9 protein-coding genes are annotated in these 15258 nt (G+C 59.0%); 5 read left to right on the plus strand and 4 right to left on the minus strand.

What is annotated here, in order from left to right:
• Positions 1 to 7: 7 nt before the first annotated feature.
• From ACOTY5_RS02885 to iroN, 5 genes are all read left to right on the plus strand, one after another.
• Positions 8 to 1102: an HlyD family secretion protein gene (locus tag ACOTY5_RS02885; protein ID WP_032653048.1), complete on the plus strand. Its 1095-nt coding sequence runs from the start codon at positions 8 to 10 to the stop codon at positions 1100 to 1102.
• Positions 1099 to 2670, plus strand: coding sequence for a DHA2 family efflux MFS transporter permease subunit (locus ACOTY5_RS02890; protein WP_062933907.1), 1572 nt, complete (start codon positions 1099 to 1101; stop codon positions 2668 to 2670). The genes ACOTY5_RS02885 and ACOTY5_RS02890 overlap by 4 nt, the downstream gene beginning before the upstream one ends.
• Positions 2670 to 4193: an efflux transporter outer membrane subunit gene (locus ACOTY5_RS02895; RefSeq protein WP_017384913.1), complete on the plus strand. Its 1524-nt coding sequence runs from the start codon at positions 2670 to 2672 to the stop codon at positions 4191 to 4193. The genes ACOTY5_RS02890 and ACOTY5_RS02895 overlap by 1 nt, the downstream gene beginning before the upstream one ends.
• Positions 4194 to 4295: 102 nt before the next feature.
• On the plus strand, positions 4296 to 5336 hold the full coding sequence (locus ACOTY5_RS02900) for an aldo/keto reductase (RefSeq protein WP_017384912.1): 1041 nt from the start codon (positions 4296 to 4298) through the stop codon (positions 5334 to 5336).
• Positions 5337 to 5682: 346 nt separating this feature from the next.
• Positions 5683 to 7857: a siderophore salmochelin receptor IroN gene (gene iroN, locus ACOTY5_RS02905; RefSeq protein ID WP_086523929.1), complete on the plus strand. Its 2175-nt coding sequence runs from the start codon at positions 5683 to 5685 to the stop codon at positions 7855 to 7857.
• Between the two features lie 44 nt (positions 7858 to 7901).
• Here the strand turns inward: iroN and ACOTY5_RS02910 are convergent, their stop codons facing one another.
• The 4 genes from ACOTY5_RS02910 to iroB form a co-directional block, all read right to left on the minus strand.
• Entirely contained in the window at positions 7902 to 8858 is a 957-nt protein-coding gene (locus ACOTY5_RS02910) for an alpha/beta hydrolase (RefSeq protein WP_045142366.1), read from the minus strand.
• Positions 8859 to 8941: 83 nt separating this feature from the next.
• Positions 8942 to 10171 (minus strand): esterase family protein, encoded by a 1230-nt coding sequence (locus ACOTY5_RS02915; RefSeq protein ID WP_017384910.1) that lies wholly within the window; start codon positions 10169 to 10171, stop codon positions 8942 to 8944.
• A gap of 101 nt (positions 10172 to 10272) precedes the next feature.
• Positions 10273 to 13932 (minus strand): salmochelin/enterobactin export ABC transporter IroC, encoded by a 3660-nt coding sequence (gene iroC, locus ACOTY5_RS02920; RefSeq protein WP_045142364.1) that lies wholly within the window; start codon positions 13930 to 13932, stop codon positions 10273 to 10275.
• A 141-nt stretch (positions 13933 to 14073) separates the two neighbouring features.
• The gene (gene iroB, locus ACOTY5_RS02925) at positions 14074 to 15189 is read right to left on the minus strand and encodes a salmochelin biosynthesis C-glycosyltransferase IroB (protein WP_045142363.1); all 1116 of its coding nucleotides are present in this window, start codon (positions 15187 to 15189) and stop codon (positions 14074 to 14076) included.
• Positions 15190 to 15258 lie beyond the last annotated feature (69 nt).

The following is a 15258-nucleotide window of genomic DNA, read 5'->3' on the forward strand; positions in this document are numbered from 1 at the left end:
CTGAACTATGGCAGAAGATCAAAACCCACCTGCTGACGAGCAGGATCAAAACAATAACGAGCGCAAGCGCCCGGGGAAAAAACCGTTAATTATCCTTGGCATCGTGGTCATCGTGATGGTGATTGTGGCGCTGGTCTGGTGGTTTTTAACCCGTAACGAAGAGACCACCGACGACGCCTTCACCGACGGCGACGTAGTGACCATTGCCCCAAAAACGGCAGGCTACGTCACCGAACTTCGCGTGCGGGATAACCAGCGCGTGAAGAAAGGGGATGTGCTGGTGGTGATCGATCCGCGTGATACCACCGCCCAGCGCGATCAGGCCCAGGCCCAGCTTGGGCTGGCGATTGCGCAGTTGCATCAGGCGCAGGCGCAGCTGGCGCTCTCGAAGGTGCAATATCCCGCTCAGCGCGATGAAGCCAAAGCCCAGGTACTGAAAGCCCAGGCGGATATGGCCAACGCGCAGGCGGAGTACCGCCGTCAGCGCGGCGTTGACCCGCGCGCGACCACGCAACAAAGTATCGATGCCGCGAACGCTCAACTGCGGAGTGCCCAGGCGGGTCTGGCCAGCGCGCAGGCGCAGCTGGAAGTGGCGGAGCAGGTTCAGCTGCAAATCCGCCAGCAGGAGACCAACGTCGAAGCCCGCGAACGGCAGGTCGATCAGGCCAGAGCGCAGCTGGAAACCGCCAACCTGAACCTCTCTTATACCGAAGTCCGCGCCCCGTTCGACGGTTTTGTCACCAAACGCAACGTCCAGCCCGGTACGCTGGTGCAGGCAGGTACGGCGCTGTTCTCGCTGGTTTCCCCGAACGTGTGGGTGGTGGCGAACTTCAAGGAGTCGCAGCTTGAGCGCATGAAGCCGGGCGACAAAGTGACCGTGTCCGTCGATGCCTGGCCGGATATGGAGCTGGAAGGCCATATCGACAGCATCCAGCAGGGCAGCGGCTCGCGCTTCTCCGCCTTCCCGTCGGAAAACGCCACCGGTAACTTTGTGAAGATCGTTCAGCGCGTGCCGGTGAAAATCGTCATTGATAAAGGGCTGGATCCGAATAAGCCGCTGCCGCTGGGGCTGTCGGTTGAACCGAAGGTCACCGTGGAATGACGGATCACAGCCACGATAACTGGAAGCCCGCCAGTAACCCGTGGGCGGTGGCGATTGTGGTCACCCTGGCGGTGTTTATGGAAATTCTGGACACCACCATCGTCAACGTGGCGCTGCCCCACGTCGCGGGGTCGCTCTCGGCCAGCTATGACGAATCCACCTGGGTGCTCACCAGCTACCTGGTGGCGAACGGCATCGTGCTGCCTATCTCGGCCTTTCTGAGCCGTCTGTTTGGCCGCAAGCAGTTCTTTCTGATCTGCATTGTGATGTTCACCATCTGCTCGTTCCTGTGCGGCATCGCCACCGAGCTATGGCAAATCATCCTGTTCCGCGTGATGCAGGGGTTCTTTGGCGGCGGATTGCAGCCTACCCAGCAGTCGGTGCTACTCGACTACTTCAAGCCGGAGGACAGGGGCAAAGCCTTTGGCCTTTCATCCATTGCCATTATCGTCGCGCCGGTACTCGGTCCCACGCTGGGGGGCTGGATCACCGATAACTACTCCTGGCGCTGGGTGTTCTTTATCAATATCCCGGTAGGGATTGTGACGGTGCTGGCCATCTATCAGCTGCTGGAAGATCCGCCGTGGGAGAAAAAGTCGGAAGAGAAGCTCACCGTCGACTGGACGGGGATCGGCCTGATCGCCCTCGGTCTTGGCTGTTTGCAGGTGATGCTCGACCGGGGCGAAGATGATGACTGGTTCTATTCGAACTTTATCCGCACCTTCGCAGTACTGACGCTGGTCGGCATTATCGGCGCGATCTACTGGCTGATGTATGCCAGAAAGCCGGTGGTGGATCTGCACTGTATGAAGGACCGCAACTTTGCGATCTCCAGCCTGCTGATGGCGGGGATGGCGATGATCCTGTACGGCAGTTCGGTGGTTATTCCGCAGCTGGCGCAGCAGGATTTGGGCTATACCGCCACCTGGTCCGGGCTGGTGCTCTCGCCCGGCGCGGTGCTGATTGTGCTGACCATCCCGCTGGTGCTGAAGCTGATGCCGGTGGTGCAGACGCGCTGGATCATCACCTTCGGCTTTACCTGCCTGGCGGTGTCGTTCTTCTGGTCCCGCACGCTGACGCCGGATATCGACTTCGAAACGCTGGTGCTGTTCCGCAGCGCGCAGTCGATAGGGCTGGGGTTCCTGTTTGTGCCGCTGACCACCATCGCCTTTATCTCGATCCCGAGGCGGCTTAACGCCGACGCGGCGGCGCTGTTTACCATGTTCCGCAACGTGGCCGGCTCGATTGGGATTTCGCTCTCGACGGCGGCGATCACCGAGCGCTCGCAGGCGCACAGCGCGCATCTGGCTTACCACGCTTCGCCGTTTAACGAGCAGTTCCAGCTGGCGATTCGCGAAAGCGCCCAGGCGATCCAGAACTTCACCACTCAGGTGGGCGATCCGACCGGCATTGCCACCGGGCGGATGTACCAGACGATGATCGAGCAGTCGCGCTTTCTGGCCTACATCGACGTCTTCACCATTCTGAGCGCGGTGGCCCTATTACTGATTCCGTTTTGTTTGTTGCTCTCGCCGGTTAAGAGCGAGGGGAGTGCAGGAGCACACTGATGATACACAGACGTTTACACCCCCTGATGATAATGATGCTGCTGGTGGGCTGCGCCGTCGGGCCGGACTACCAACAGCCAGCACCGCCCGCCACCACGCACTGGAACGATAAGGGCGACAGCGCGGTGAAATCGCAAACTTCCTCCGCGGCCACCAACCCGCGCTGGTGGAAAACCTTCGGCTCGCCGCAGCTCGACAGCCTGATTGAACGCGCCATCGCCGGGAATCTGACGCTACAGCAAACGGTATTACGCATTGCCGGCGCGCGCGAACAGATTAACCAGGCCGGCGGGGCGTTTTTCCCGTCGGTGAATGGCAATGTGCAGGCGACGCGCCAGCAGCTTGGGCTGGAAGGTGAGCTGAAATCCCACGGCGTGTATGACCAGTTGAATAATGTCGATCCTGAACTGCGGGGCGCGTTAGGCCCGCTGACGCAGCCGATAAACCTCTATCAGGGCAGCTTCGACGCCCAGTGGGAAATCGACCTGTGGGGCAAGGTGCGCCGTCAGGTAGAAGCGGCTGAGGCGCAGCAGCGGGCGGCGATCGAGCAGCGTAACGATGCGCTGGTCTCGCTGGAAGCCGAAGTGGCGCGGGCGTGGCTACAGCTGCGTGGGGCGCAGAGCATCATTGCCACGCTTAATACGCAAATTGAAAGCGCACAGCAGACGCTGGATCTGACCGAAAGCCGCCAGCGGGGCGGGCTGTCGCCGCAGATGGACGTGGAGAACGCCCGGGCGCAGCTGGGCAATCTTGAAGCGCAGCTGCCGCAGTATCAGGCGCAGGAACGCCAGGCGATGAACGGGCTGGCGATCCTGCTCGGCAAACCGCCGGGCGCGCTGGATGCCGAACTGCAATCCGTGCAGCCGATGCCTGCCCTGCCAGATATTGTGCAGACCGGTATTCCGTCCACCCTGGCGCGCCGTCGCCCGGACGTGCGCGAAGCCGAGGCGAATCTCCATGCCGCCACGGCGCAGATTGGCGTCTCGGTGGCAGAACTGTTCCCGAGCTTTACCCTCTCCGGACAGTTTGGCCTGCGCAACAGTGAATCTAACTGGCTGACCGACTGGAGCAGCCACTTCTACAGCTTTGGCCCGCAGGTTTCCATACCGATTTTCCAGGGCGGTCGGCTGGTCTCCAGCGTCAAGGTGGCGCGCGCGCAGCAGGGGGCGGCAGTGCTGGACTATCGCCAGACGGTACTGACGGCGCTCGGCGACGTTGAAAACGCGCTGGTGAGCTATCGCACCGACCAGCAGCGTGAAGCGGGCCTGGCGAAAACCATCGACGCGCTGCAAAACGCCTTTGATCTCGCCAGCGACAGCTACCGGCAGGGGATCGCCAGCTTTATTGACGTGCTGGACGCCCAGCGTCAGCTCGCTCAGGCCGAACAGCAGCGGGCGCAGGCGCAGGTGCAGAGCGCGCTTGACCTGGTGGCGCTCTACAAAGCCCTCGGCGGCGGCTGGGAGCCGTATCAGCAGGTGCGGCTGCCAGACTACAGCGTCTTTGGCGACGCCCCGCGCGGATAGATTCAGAGGATTGGGCAAGAAACGGACAGGAACGCCACATTCGCGATGGCTGGGGGGCGGGTATAACTAACAGACACCCAATCGACATGCGAGGAAAGCGTTATGCGTTATCAAAAACTGGGCAATACCGGACTGTTTGTTTCTGAACTCTGCCTCGGCACCATGACCTTCGGCGGTGAAGGCGGCATGTGGGGCAAAATTGGTCAGCTTCAGCAAAGCGACGCCGAGCAGCTGGTGGGCCGCGCGCTGGACGCCGGGATCAATTTTATCGACACGGCAGATGTCTACTCGGAAGGGCGTTCAGAGGAGATCACCGGGCAGGCGCTGAAGAACCTGAAAATTCCGCGCGAAAACGTGGTCGTTGCCACCAAGGTGTTCGGTGAAACCGGCACAGCGGGGGTGAACTCGCGCGGTAGCTCGCGCTATCACATCATCAGCGGCGTGAAGGAGAGCCTGCGTCGCTTGCAGCTGGATCATATCGATCTCTATCAGCTGCACGGTTTCGACCCCGCGACCCCCATCGAGGAGACGCTTTACGCGCTGGATAATCTTGTGCAGCACGGTCACGTACGCTATATCGGCGTCTCGAACTGGGCGGCATGGCAGATTGCCAAAGCGCTCGGCATCTCTGAGCGTCTGGGGCTGGCGCGTTTTGCCTCATTGCAGGCGTACTACACCATCGCCGGGCGCGACCTTGAGCGCGAACTGGTGCCGATGATGCAGAGCGAAGGCGTCGGGTTGATGGTATGGAGCCCGCTGGCGGGGGGTCTGCTGAGCGGAAAATACGATCGCGACGGGCAGAGCGCGGCCGGTAGTCGTCGCCTGGCGTTCGACTTCCCGCCAGTGAATAAAGATCGCGCCTTCGACTGCGTGGACGTGATGCGTACCATCGCCGAAAGTAAAGGCGTTTCCGTGGCGCAAATCGCGCTGGCGTGGCTGCTGCACCAGAAAGCGGTGACCAGCGTCATTATTGGTGCGAAACGCGTCGATCAGTTGGATGACAACATTGCCGCAACCGGCGTTCAGCTAAGCGATGATGAGCTGAAACAGCTGGATGCGGTCAGCGCGCTGCCGCGCGAGTATCCTGGCTGGATGCTGGAGCGCCAGGGCGAGTACCGTCGCAATCAGTTAGCGCAACAATAACCTTTCTTTCCCCGGTGGCGCTTGCGCTTACCGGGGCTGCGTTCCCTTGTAGTGACATATTAACGTTATGTCACTACACGAAATACCAATGGGCTGTTCTCTTCTTCCGCAGTTTCAGTATGCCAGCTTTACGAAAGCACAGGGCGGTACCCGGGAAGAATCACTCCGGGCCAATGCGTGCGTTTCATTAATGCGCGCATCCATGTATTAAGGATTGCCTTAATCCTCCTCAAATGATATTAATTATCATTCTTATTATAAAAATAATGGCAGTTTAAAATATCTGGCAAGGATGTGAGCTTAACGATCGATCACTTTTGCGTTAGGCATGTATTAGGGAATGGGTATGAGAATTATCAAGATCTTCTGGCCGCTCACTGCGCTCCTGGCAGGGTTGAACAGTCAGGTATCACTGGCAAAATCCTCCGATGATAACGACGAGACCCTGGTGGTGGAAGCCACCGCTGAGCAGGTACTCAAACAGCAGCCGGGCGTGTCGATTATTACCAGCGAAGATATTAAAAAGAACCCTCCGGTCAACGATCTCTCCGATATTATTCGCAAAATGCCCGGTGTCAATCTGACCGGCAACAGCGCCTCGGGTACACGTGGTAATAACCGCCAGATCGACATTCGCGGCATGGGGCCGGAGAACACCTTAATTTTAATTGATGGTGTACCGGTGACGTCGCGCAACGCCGTGCGTTATAGCTGGCGTGGAGAGCGTGATACCCGCGGCGACACCAACTGGGTGCCACCGGAACAGGTTGAGCGTATTGAAGTGATCCGCGGCCCTGCGGCGGCACGCTACGGTTCGGGCGCAGCGGGCGGGGTGGTGAACATCATTACCAAACGCCCTACCAACGACTGGCACGGTTCGCTGTCGTTATACACCAACCAGCCGGAAAGCAGCGATGAAGGCGCTACGCGTCGCGCCAACTTCAGCCTTAGCGGGCCGCTGGCTGGCGATGCGCTGACCATGCGCCTGTACGGAAACCTGAATAAAACCGATGCCGACAGCTGGGATATTAACTCCTCGGCCGGTACGAAAAACGCGGCCGGGCATGAAGGGGTGCGCAACAAAGATATCAACGGCGTTGTCTCGTGGAAATTAAATCCGCAGCAAATTATCGATTTCGAAGCCGGATATAGCCGCCAGGGGAATATCTATGCGGGCGATACGCAAAACAGTTCTTCCAGTGCCGTCACTGAAAGCCTGGCGAAATCCGGCGAAGAGACGAACCGCCTGTACCGGCAAAATTATGGCGTTACACATAATGGTATCTGGGACTGGGGTCAAAGCCGTTTTGGTGTCTATTACGAGAAAACCAATAACACCCGCATGAATGAAGGATTATCCGGTGGCGGTGAAGGGCGTATTTCGGCGGATGAAAAGTTCACGACCAATCGCCTGAGCTCCTGGCGAACCAGCGGCGAGCTTAATATTCCGCTGAATGCGCTGGTCGATCAAACGCTGACCGTGGGTGCGGAGTGGAGCCGCGATGAGCTCGACGATCCTTCCTCTACCAGCCTGACCGTGGATGACAGTGATATCGGCGGCATTTCTGGCTCGGCTGCGGATCGCAGCAGTAAAAACCATTCCCAAATCAGTGCGCTGTATATTGAAGATAATATTGAGCCGGTTCCCGGCACGAATATCATTCCCGGCCTGCGCTTTGATTATCTCAACGATTCCGGCGGTAACTTCAGCCCCAGCCTGAACCTCTCGCAGGAATTGGGGGATTACTTCAAAGTCAAAGCGGGGATTGCCCGAACCTTTAAAGCACCAAACCTGTATCAATCCAGCGAAGGTTATCTGCTCTACTCGAAAGGCAACGGTTGTCCAAAAGATATTACATCGGGCGGCTGCTACCTGATCGGTAATAAAGATCTCGATCCGGAAATTAGCATCAATAAAGAAATTGGGCTGGAGTTCGCCTGGGAAGATTACCATGCCAGCGTGACCTACTTCCGCAATGACTACCAGAATAAGATCGTGGCCGGGGATAATGTTATCGGGCAAACCGCTTCCGGCGCATATATTCTCCAGTGGCAGAACGGCGGGAAAGCGCTGGTGGACGGTATCGAAGCCAGCATGGCGTTCCCGCTGGTGAAAGATCGTCTGAACTGGAATACCAATGCCACCTGGATGATCACCTCGGAGCAAAAAGACACCGGTAATCCGCTGTCGATCATCCCGAAATACACCATTAATAACTCGCTTGACTGGACCATTACCCAGGCGTTCTCTGCCAGCGTCAACTGGACGTTATACGGCAGACAAAAACCGCGTACTCATTCGGAAACTCGTAGTGAAGATACTGGCGGTCTGTCAGGTAAAGAGCTGGGCGCTTATTCGCTGGTGGGGACGAACTTCAATTACGATATTAATAAAAATCTGCGTCTTAACGTTGGTGTCAGCAATATCTTAGATAAACAGATCTACCGATCTTCCGAAGGGGCGAATACCTATAACGAGCCTGGCCGGGCTTATTATGCCGGTGTTACCGCGTCATTTTGATCGTAGTGTTACAGGTGTACTGCCCGCGTCAAGGCGGGCAGTGTTTAGCGGCTTAATGAATGACAGCCTGCTGTGTTACCTGCGTTTTCACCACTGATATCTAACAGCGCTCCGCGGAAGGAGGCGTTGAACATCGGCCCGTGTCCCAGGTTTGGGAAATCCCAAAAGGCGGCATTGACGCCTTTATCTTCCAGCGTGGCGAGGGTGGCATGAATTTTCGTCAGCACTCCGGCAGCATGTGTTTCCCGGTTATCGCCCGGTGTCGCCGAACCTTCCATTATCATCAGGCGCCTGGCGCAGTATTGCGACGGCTCAACCGCCGTGATGCGGCTCAGTAGCGCATCATGGCCTCTGCCCAACGACGGGCTGGCGCTGTAATACGTCCGGAAATAAGGGGAAGACAGCCATGCATCCAGCACGAACAGGCCGCCGTAGGAGTGCCCCCACAGGCCGCGACGCTGCCGATCGATATTCAATCCCTGTTCCACCTTTGGCGCTATACGCGTTTCCAGTAACTGGCGGAAGTCGTTGCTACCCTCACTCTTACGGCTAAAACGCCCGTTGCGGGTATCCGTTTTGCCGCTTTCTGCTGCTGGCGTATAGTCGTAGGCCCTGCCGTTGAGATCGAAGGGGAGGTTGGTCTGATACCCGACAGCCACAATCACCGGCGGTGATTTTTCTGCCAGCTGTTTGAGCAGGTCGTCGTTCAGGCGGTCCATAACTGCGTTGCCGTCGAGCATATATAAAATCGGGTAGCCCGACGCCGGTGCGGCCTTATTTGGCACGGCCGTCCATACCCGATAATGGCGGCTGCCATCGGCGGAGTCGAACGAGTTGACGCTGAAATGGTAAAACGCAGAGCCTTTATCGGCGATATTCGGCCCCAGTGGCTGCATATCCGGCTTTGCGAAAGCGTGCGCATTCCAGATAAGGGTGAGACCAGAAAGAAGAGTGACAAGCGCCTTGCGTGAGCGTGTTGGGCGATACTCGCGGGCATACATCTGATGTTTATTCCTTTTCCGCAGGTGACATTTTCTTTATTCAGGAAGCCTGTACAGTTGCCTGAAAGTGTTCGCGGGTCAAGTCAACCCTGGAGTAAACCAAGCCCGTCAATCAGTGCGCCGCGCCACCATGCGTAATCGTGACCCCCGGTATACATTGCGCAATGGCTGTCGACGCCAGCGGTAAGCAACTGCTGATGCAGCCGCTGAACGTGGGGTACCGTCGAACCTTCCAGCGATCCCACGCACAGGCGGATGCGCACGCCCTGCGGCGGGGCAGAAAGCAGATGTTCGCTCACCCATGACGTATCGGTTTCGCTGAACACGTTTGGCCGGCTGGCACCCTCTGGCGTCCACCACATCGAAGGGGAGTGGCTGAGCGCCAGCCCGAACGTTTCCGGTGCGTAACGAGCGGCCATGAGCGCGCTGACCCCGCCGAGGCTCTGTCCGGCCAGCACGGTGCGCGAACGGTCTGCCCACCGCCGCTGCGGGTGTTCGGCGCGGATCGTCGGCAACAACTGGTCGGCGATATCCTTTATCAGCTCGCTGCGCCCGCCGAGTATCGCAGTTCGCTCGTGTTCATCGATATTGTCGATGCCAAGTACAGCCACAGGCACGATGCGTCCGTTGTTTATGGCGGCGTCAATTGCCGCGCATACGCCAAGGTGATCGAACCAGGTTTCACCATCGGGCAGTACCACCAGGCCGAGGGGCTGCGAAACATCAACGTCCGGCAGATAGAGCCGAACCCGGCGCGATTCCCCGGCGAGAGTGCGCGCCGAGGTAAGCAATTGCCCGCTGGGTGACCCGCCGCGCCATTCGGACTGGGCGGGGGCTTTATCAAGCGCCAGCACCGACTCCTGTGTGCTTCCCCGAACGTTGATCCCCGGCGTTTTGTTTAGCGGATCGGCGTGCCCGACGAGGGTAGCAAAGCGGCCTCCGGACTGTGCAATCGTCTCGGCCGGGGTGCCGGGGGGGATTTCCACCAGCGAATAGGAGCCGCAGTAGCTTGCGGGTAAACGCAGTGTCAGAGTCCAGATATCCGTCGCGGGAAGGGCGGTCATCATCCCTTTCGCCACGTGCTCTTTATCCGTCACCCGATTCAGACGCAGATAAACGCCCTGTAGAGGGTGCCTGGCGCGCCACAGAAATGTCACATCACGCTCGTCTTTCGCTCCGTCGACTGGCGTCACCAGCGGTACATTTAGCGACTCAGCGTCTCGCCAGAAGTCAGAAAGGTTAGCAATGTGGCCTGCTGCCAGCTGGCTGCGCAGCCTGGCGATAGCAGAGGGATGTTGTTGCATGTTCAGCATTCACTCTCTTTGAATATGAAGGGTGTCAGTATAAATAGCTAAAGCGGCTATTCCGGGAACAGCCGCTTTAGCGCGTGTTTTGTAATGTCTTACGTGCGCAATTACTCTTCCACGATTTCCCCCGTGATGTCGTGCTGGCGATGGGGAACAGAGCTGCCGACGCTGTCATGCCACAAGCGGGTGTAGAGGCCGCCGGCCGCTAACAGCTGTTCGTGGGTGCCGTATTCCGCAAGCTGCCCCTTATCGATAACGGCAATCAGATCGCAGCGCTGCGCGGTGGTCAGACGGTGCGCCACAATCAGCGCCAGGTGCTTCCCGGTGTGCGCGACGTCTGTTAACGATGACATCAATCGCTCTTCGGATGTGCGATCCAGGCGTGAAGTGGCTTCATCGAGCAGCAGGATGTGAGCATTCGCCAGTTGTGCGCGGGCCAGCGCAATCAGCTGGCGCTGACCTGCGGACAGATCGGCACCGCCGTTATTCACCGGTGTCCGGAATCCCTGCGGCAGATTGCGCACCGTCTCATACAGCCCTGCCCGTTGAGAGGCAATCTCAATGTCGTCATTGGTACTGGATGGCCGTGAATAACGAATGTTTTCCGCGATATCACCACTAAACAACGCCACATCCTGATCGACCAGCCCAATCTGGCGACGGTAATCGGCAAGCGAGGCATCATCAATCATCCGATCGCCAATGCTGATCCTGCCGTGGGTGGGGGAATACAATCCGGCGATCAGCTTAATCAGCGTTGACTTACCCGCACCGCTGCGACCAACGACCGCGACGACCCTTCCCTCAGGGATTGTCAGGGTAAGTTTGTTCAGCGCGGGTTCAGGGCTGTCGGGATAACTGAACGTGACCTCATCAAGATGCAGCGCGCCGGTGGCGGGCGGTGCGGAAGAGGGCTCGATGTTCTCTGTGCCTTCGGTCGCCAGCAGTTCATTGATATGTTTGCCGCTGGCCGTCGCCTGCTGCCAGGCGTCGACAATTCCTGATAACTGCTGCACTGGCCCATAGAATTGCCCCAGCAGCAGGAAGAAAGCCGCCAGCACCCCGGCGGTCATTTCGCCTTCGGCGACCCGCGATGCACCCACCAGAAGAACGGCGGCATAGGAGGCCTCGGTGCAGAAGGTCAGGAACGGGAAATAGACGGCAAGGTATTTTTGCGCACGTACGCGGGTCGCACGGAACCGATCCGATAACGCGCGCAGCCGGGCGGCTTCCTGTTCCTGCTGGCCATGCGATTGCACAACGCGCAAGCCGGAGACTTTCTCCTGCAGGGTGCTGTTGACTTTGCCTATTTCCAGCCGCGCCTGCGCATAAGCAGGGGAGCTGAGGCGGCGATAAATCCAGGTTGCCAGTGCGACCACTGGCACCGCGCTTAATGCCGTCAGCGCCAGGAGCGGGTCGAGCCAGAACATGGCGGCGGCGATGGCGAACATTGTCACCAGGCTGGTGGCTGCACCGGCAAGGCCGTTTTGCAGAAAGCGGGCGAGAGAGTCCACATCTACGGTCATGCGGGTCAGACGTGAATCGACATGCTTTTCATGCCAGGGGAGACCAAGACGCAGCATATGGCCGAAGCTGCGCAAGCGCACCGTATGCTGGACTGACTCTGCCGCTCTGGCGGCGAAGACAGTCTGTAGTGAATAACAGCACCAGCTCACGGCCACCAGGCACAGGGCGAATAGGGCACAGAGGCCGATAGTCGACATATCGCCTGTGGCAACGCCGGAGTCAATGCCGCGCTGCAGCAGTATCAGTACCCCGACGCCTGCCGCCGAATCGAGGGCGATCAGCAGGGCGGCGATGACGAACATCCACGCCACGGGCTTCAGCAGCGACGTGACTTTGCGGCCTTTACCGGCCAGCGCCTGCTGTACTGCATTTTCCGGCACGCGCGTCATACGGGCGACAAAGCCTTTATCCCCCGTCTGCGCCGCATCGTCTTGTGCCGCTGGTACGGTCGGCCACAATCCATTAGGCCCACTGTGGGAAGGCGCGAGGAAATCGCCGTCGCCGGTCATCAGCGCGCGGAACGCCGGACAGCGCGCTTCAAGTTCTGCCTGGGTTCCGGTGTCCACCACCCGGCCCTTATCCAGCACCACAATCCGGCTGGCTAACTGAAGCGTCGAACGGCGTCGGGCAATCACCAGCAGCATATGCTTTTCGTCAGCATAGCGACTCAGCGCGGTGTTGATCTCCGCTTCAGTACCGGCATCGACCGCCGAGGTGGTGTCATCGAGGATCAACACTTCCGGCGCGGTAATGAGCGCCCGCGCCAGCGCGATTCGCTGCCTCTGTCCGCCGGAAAGATTCGTACCGCGTTCGGTTAATTGGGTATCGAAGCCTTTCGGCAGGGCGTTGATAAAATCGCTGGCTCCTGCTGCCCTCGCCGCGAGGCGAATGTCGTCCGCCGTTGCCTGAGGGTGCCCGTAGGCGATATTTTCCGCCACCGTACCGGCAAACAGAAAAGCATCCTCAAACACAACGCCTACCCGACGACGAAGCGCCTCCAGCCTGAGATCGCGGAGGTTCTGTCGGCCTGCGCTGGTGTTGAGCCATATCTCTCCGGCGCTGGGATCGTAAAAACGCGCCAGCAGCATCAGCAGCGTGGATTTCCCTGAACCCGATGCGCCCACTACCGCCACGGTTTCACCGGCGTGCAGGGAAAAGGAGACATCGCTGAGGATGCGTCTGCCGCCACGGTACTCGAAGCTCATATTCTCCAGTTGCAGCCCGATAACCTGACCGTTAATCGCCTCCGTCCCGTCTTCCATCTGCGAACGGGTGTCGATCAGAGCAAACACGCGCTCCACGGACGCCTGGGTGCGCTGGGCGATAACCAGAAACGATGCCAGTACACGGGTTGGCCCGGTCAGCATCGCGAGGAAGCTGGCAAACGCCACGAAGGTGCCGAGATCGATGCGCCCGTGCATAACCGACCAGCCGCCGTAGCACAGCAGGACGATTTGCCCGAGCACCGGTAGCGCCAGCATGGTGGCACCTGGCATCGCCTGCGAGATGGCCGCGCCGATGCGTACCCGCACCATCTGCCGCGACTGGCGATCCAGCCAGCGCGTTTCACGCAGCTCCGCCACGCAGGATTTTACCACTGAGATCTGCGCCAGCACCTCGCGCATATGTTCGGTGAGATTTGCCAGTCGGTCCGAGGCCAGCCCGGTTTGCGCAAAGACCCGGCGACGCGCGCGCAGCGCAGTGATAGCCAGGCATGCCAGTACGCACACGACGATGAGCGTCATGGCGGGTGACATCCACAGCATCACGGCAATGCCGGCAATGTAATAAGTGAACACCGCCAGCGGCACCGGGCACATCTGTAGCAGGGTATGCACCTGCTGCAGATCGCTGTTGGTCCGTGAAATCACCTGCCCGGTGCGCAGTGCGTCCTGGCCTGCGCCGTCAAGTTTTTGAATACTGTCGAATGCCCGTCCTCGCAGGGTGTGCTGCACCCAGAGCGAGAGCTCCCCGGCATAACCGCGGCGCACGTAGTTACCGATGAAATCAAAAAAGGCAATCAGCAATAGCCCGCAGGCCAGCCACGGCAGACGAGTCGGATTGCCCGCCAGCGCGTCGTTCACCGCTTGCCTTGTCAGCAACGGCGTCAGCGCGGCCAGCAGAATGGTCGAGACCGACGCTACCACTACGATGATGCTAAGTTTCTTACGTTCCCAGCACACGCGTGCCAGGCGAACTATCCAGGACCGCGCAGGAGTGGGAGAGTGAGTCGCAGGCATTAAGCCTCCTCCGTCTGTAAACAATAGGATCCAAGTCGGATCGCTGTGCAAAAAAAAGCGCCAGCCCGATCCGGTCCCGCATTGTTACGGGCGTATCTCCTGGATGCGTGCTGGCGTATGATCGTCATGACGGCGTAGTGGCTACCCTTTCTGTACCCTCGCGATCAGGCTTTTCGCCACCTCGCTCGGACAGGGTTGCGCTGCCATTTCCGCCGCTACCTCTTCAGAGGCGTCGCGAAGCGCGCGATTGTCGAGGAAAGCATTGATCATGCTGCTCGACAGGCCGTCGTCGCCGGGGATGATCCCGCAGCCGCGTTCGACAACAGCGCGGGCATTTACCGGGCGATCGGCACCCTGGCCGAAGACGATCTGTGGAATACCGGCGTGCAGCGCCGTCAGGGTATTGCCCGCGCCACCATGATGAATGAAGCCATCTGCGCCGTTCAGGAAGGCTCCCATGGGTATCCAGTCGACCAGGCGAACATTTGAGGGCAGTGAGCGCAGATCCGACCGCGCATTGGCCGAAAGATGCAGGATGATCTCGGCATCGACTTCACTGGCGGAATCCATCACCCAGGCGATCAGGTCAAGGCCGTCGACCATCGGTTTGACGGTACCGAGACTCACCAGCAGACGTTTACGGTCGGGCGTCCTCTCCCACCACGGTTCCCACACCGAGCCGCCGTTGTACGGGACGTACTGCATGGGAATAATGGGTTCTCCGTCGTTTTCAAGAATGCTCATGCTCGGTGGTGTTACGTCGATCCAGGCCATATCGCGCGGTGCGGCCCCAACGCCGTGGCGATGATAGGCGTCCGCGAGCGAACGCGTTACGCCTTTGATATGCCAGGGCGTATGGCCGAAGCCGACGGTTTGCATTACGACCGGTATATCGTATTTGGCGGCAATCAGAGGCCCGATGACCCCGAGCGGCGGGTAGATGATGAGATCGGGTCGCCAGTGTCCGGCAAACTCCACCAGGTGGTCGGCCATCTCTTCGCTGAAGAATGAGAAGTTGCCCATTTTTGTGCCGATGTTGCTTTCTTTTCGCTGTGCCTCGCGGCGGCGATAGTCAGCTTCAGAATCAAAACCGGGTGCGGCGTCAAATACCACCAGCCCAGCTTCTGCCGCTTTTTGGGCGAATTTTCCTCCGCTGGCGATCAGCACTTCATGGCCGTTAACGCGAAACGCCTGTGCCAGAGACAGCACAGGATACAGCAGCCCATAGAGAGGCGGGCCTACAAACAAAATACGCATGAGAAAATCCCTCTCCGCTTGACGAACTAAATCAGGAAGTCGACGCAGTCATATGCCAGCAGCAGGACG

Source organism: Enterobacter cloacae complex sp. SHL018 (genome assembly GCF_049237905.1).
In the GTDB taxonomy this organism is placed as follows: domain Bacteria; phylum Pseudomonadota; class Gammaproteobacteria; order Enterobacterales; family Enterobacteriaceae; genus Enterobacter; species Enterobacter hormaechei_C.

What these genes read in the sequence shown, in the direction of transcription:
- ACOTY5_RS02885 (WP_032653048.1), top strand. Translation starts at nt 8, where the DNA reads ATGGCAGAAGATCAAAACCCACCTGCTGACGAGCAGGATCAAAACAAT.
- ACOTY5_RS02890 (WP_062933907.1), top strand. Translation starts at nt 1,099, where the DNA reads ATGACGGATCACAGCCACGATAACTGGAAGCCCGCCAGTAACCCGTGG.
- ACOTY5_RS02895 (WP_017384913.1), top strand. Translation starts at nt 2,670, where the DNA reads ATGATACACAGACGTTTACACCCCCTGATGATAATGATGCTGCTGGTG.
- ACOTY5_RS02900 (WP_017384912.1), top strand. Translation starts at nt 4,296, where the DNA reads ATGCGTTATCAAAAACTGGGCAATACCGGACTGTTTGTTTCTGAACTC.
- iroN (WP_086523929.1), top strand. Translation starts at nt 5,683, where the DNA reads ATGAGAATTATCAAGATCTTCTGGCCGCTCACTGCGCTCCTGGCAGGG.
- ACOTY5_RS02910 (WP_045142366.1), bottom strand. Translation starts at nt 8,858, where the DNA reads ATGTATGCCCGCGAGTATCGCCCAACACGCTCACGCAAGGCGCTTGTC.
- ACOTY5_RS02915 (WP_017384910.1), bottom strand. Translation starts at nt 10,171, where the DNA reads ATGCTGAACATGCAACAACATCCCTCTGCTATCGCCAGGCTGCGCAGC.
- iroC (WP_045142364.1), bottom strand. Translation starts at nt 13,932, where the DNA reads ATGCCTGCGACTCACTCTCCCACTCCTGCGCGGTCCTGGATAGTTCGC.
- iroB (WP_045142363.1), bottom strand. Translation starts at nt 15,189, where the DNA reads ATGCGTATTTTGTTTGTAGGCCCGCCTCTCTATGGGCTGCTGTATCCT.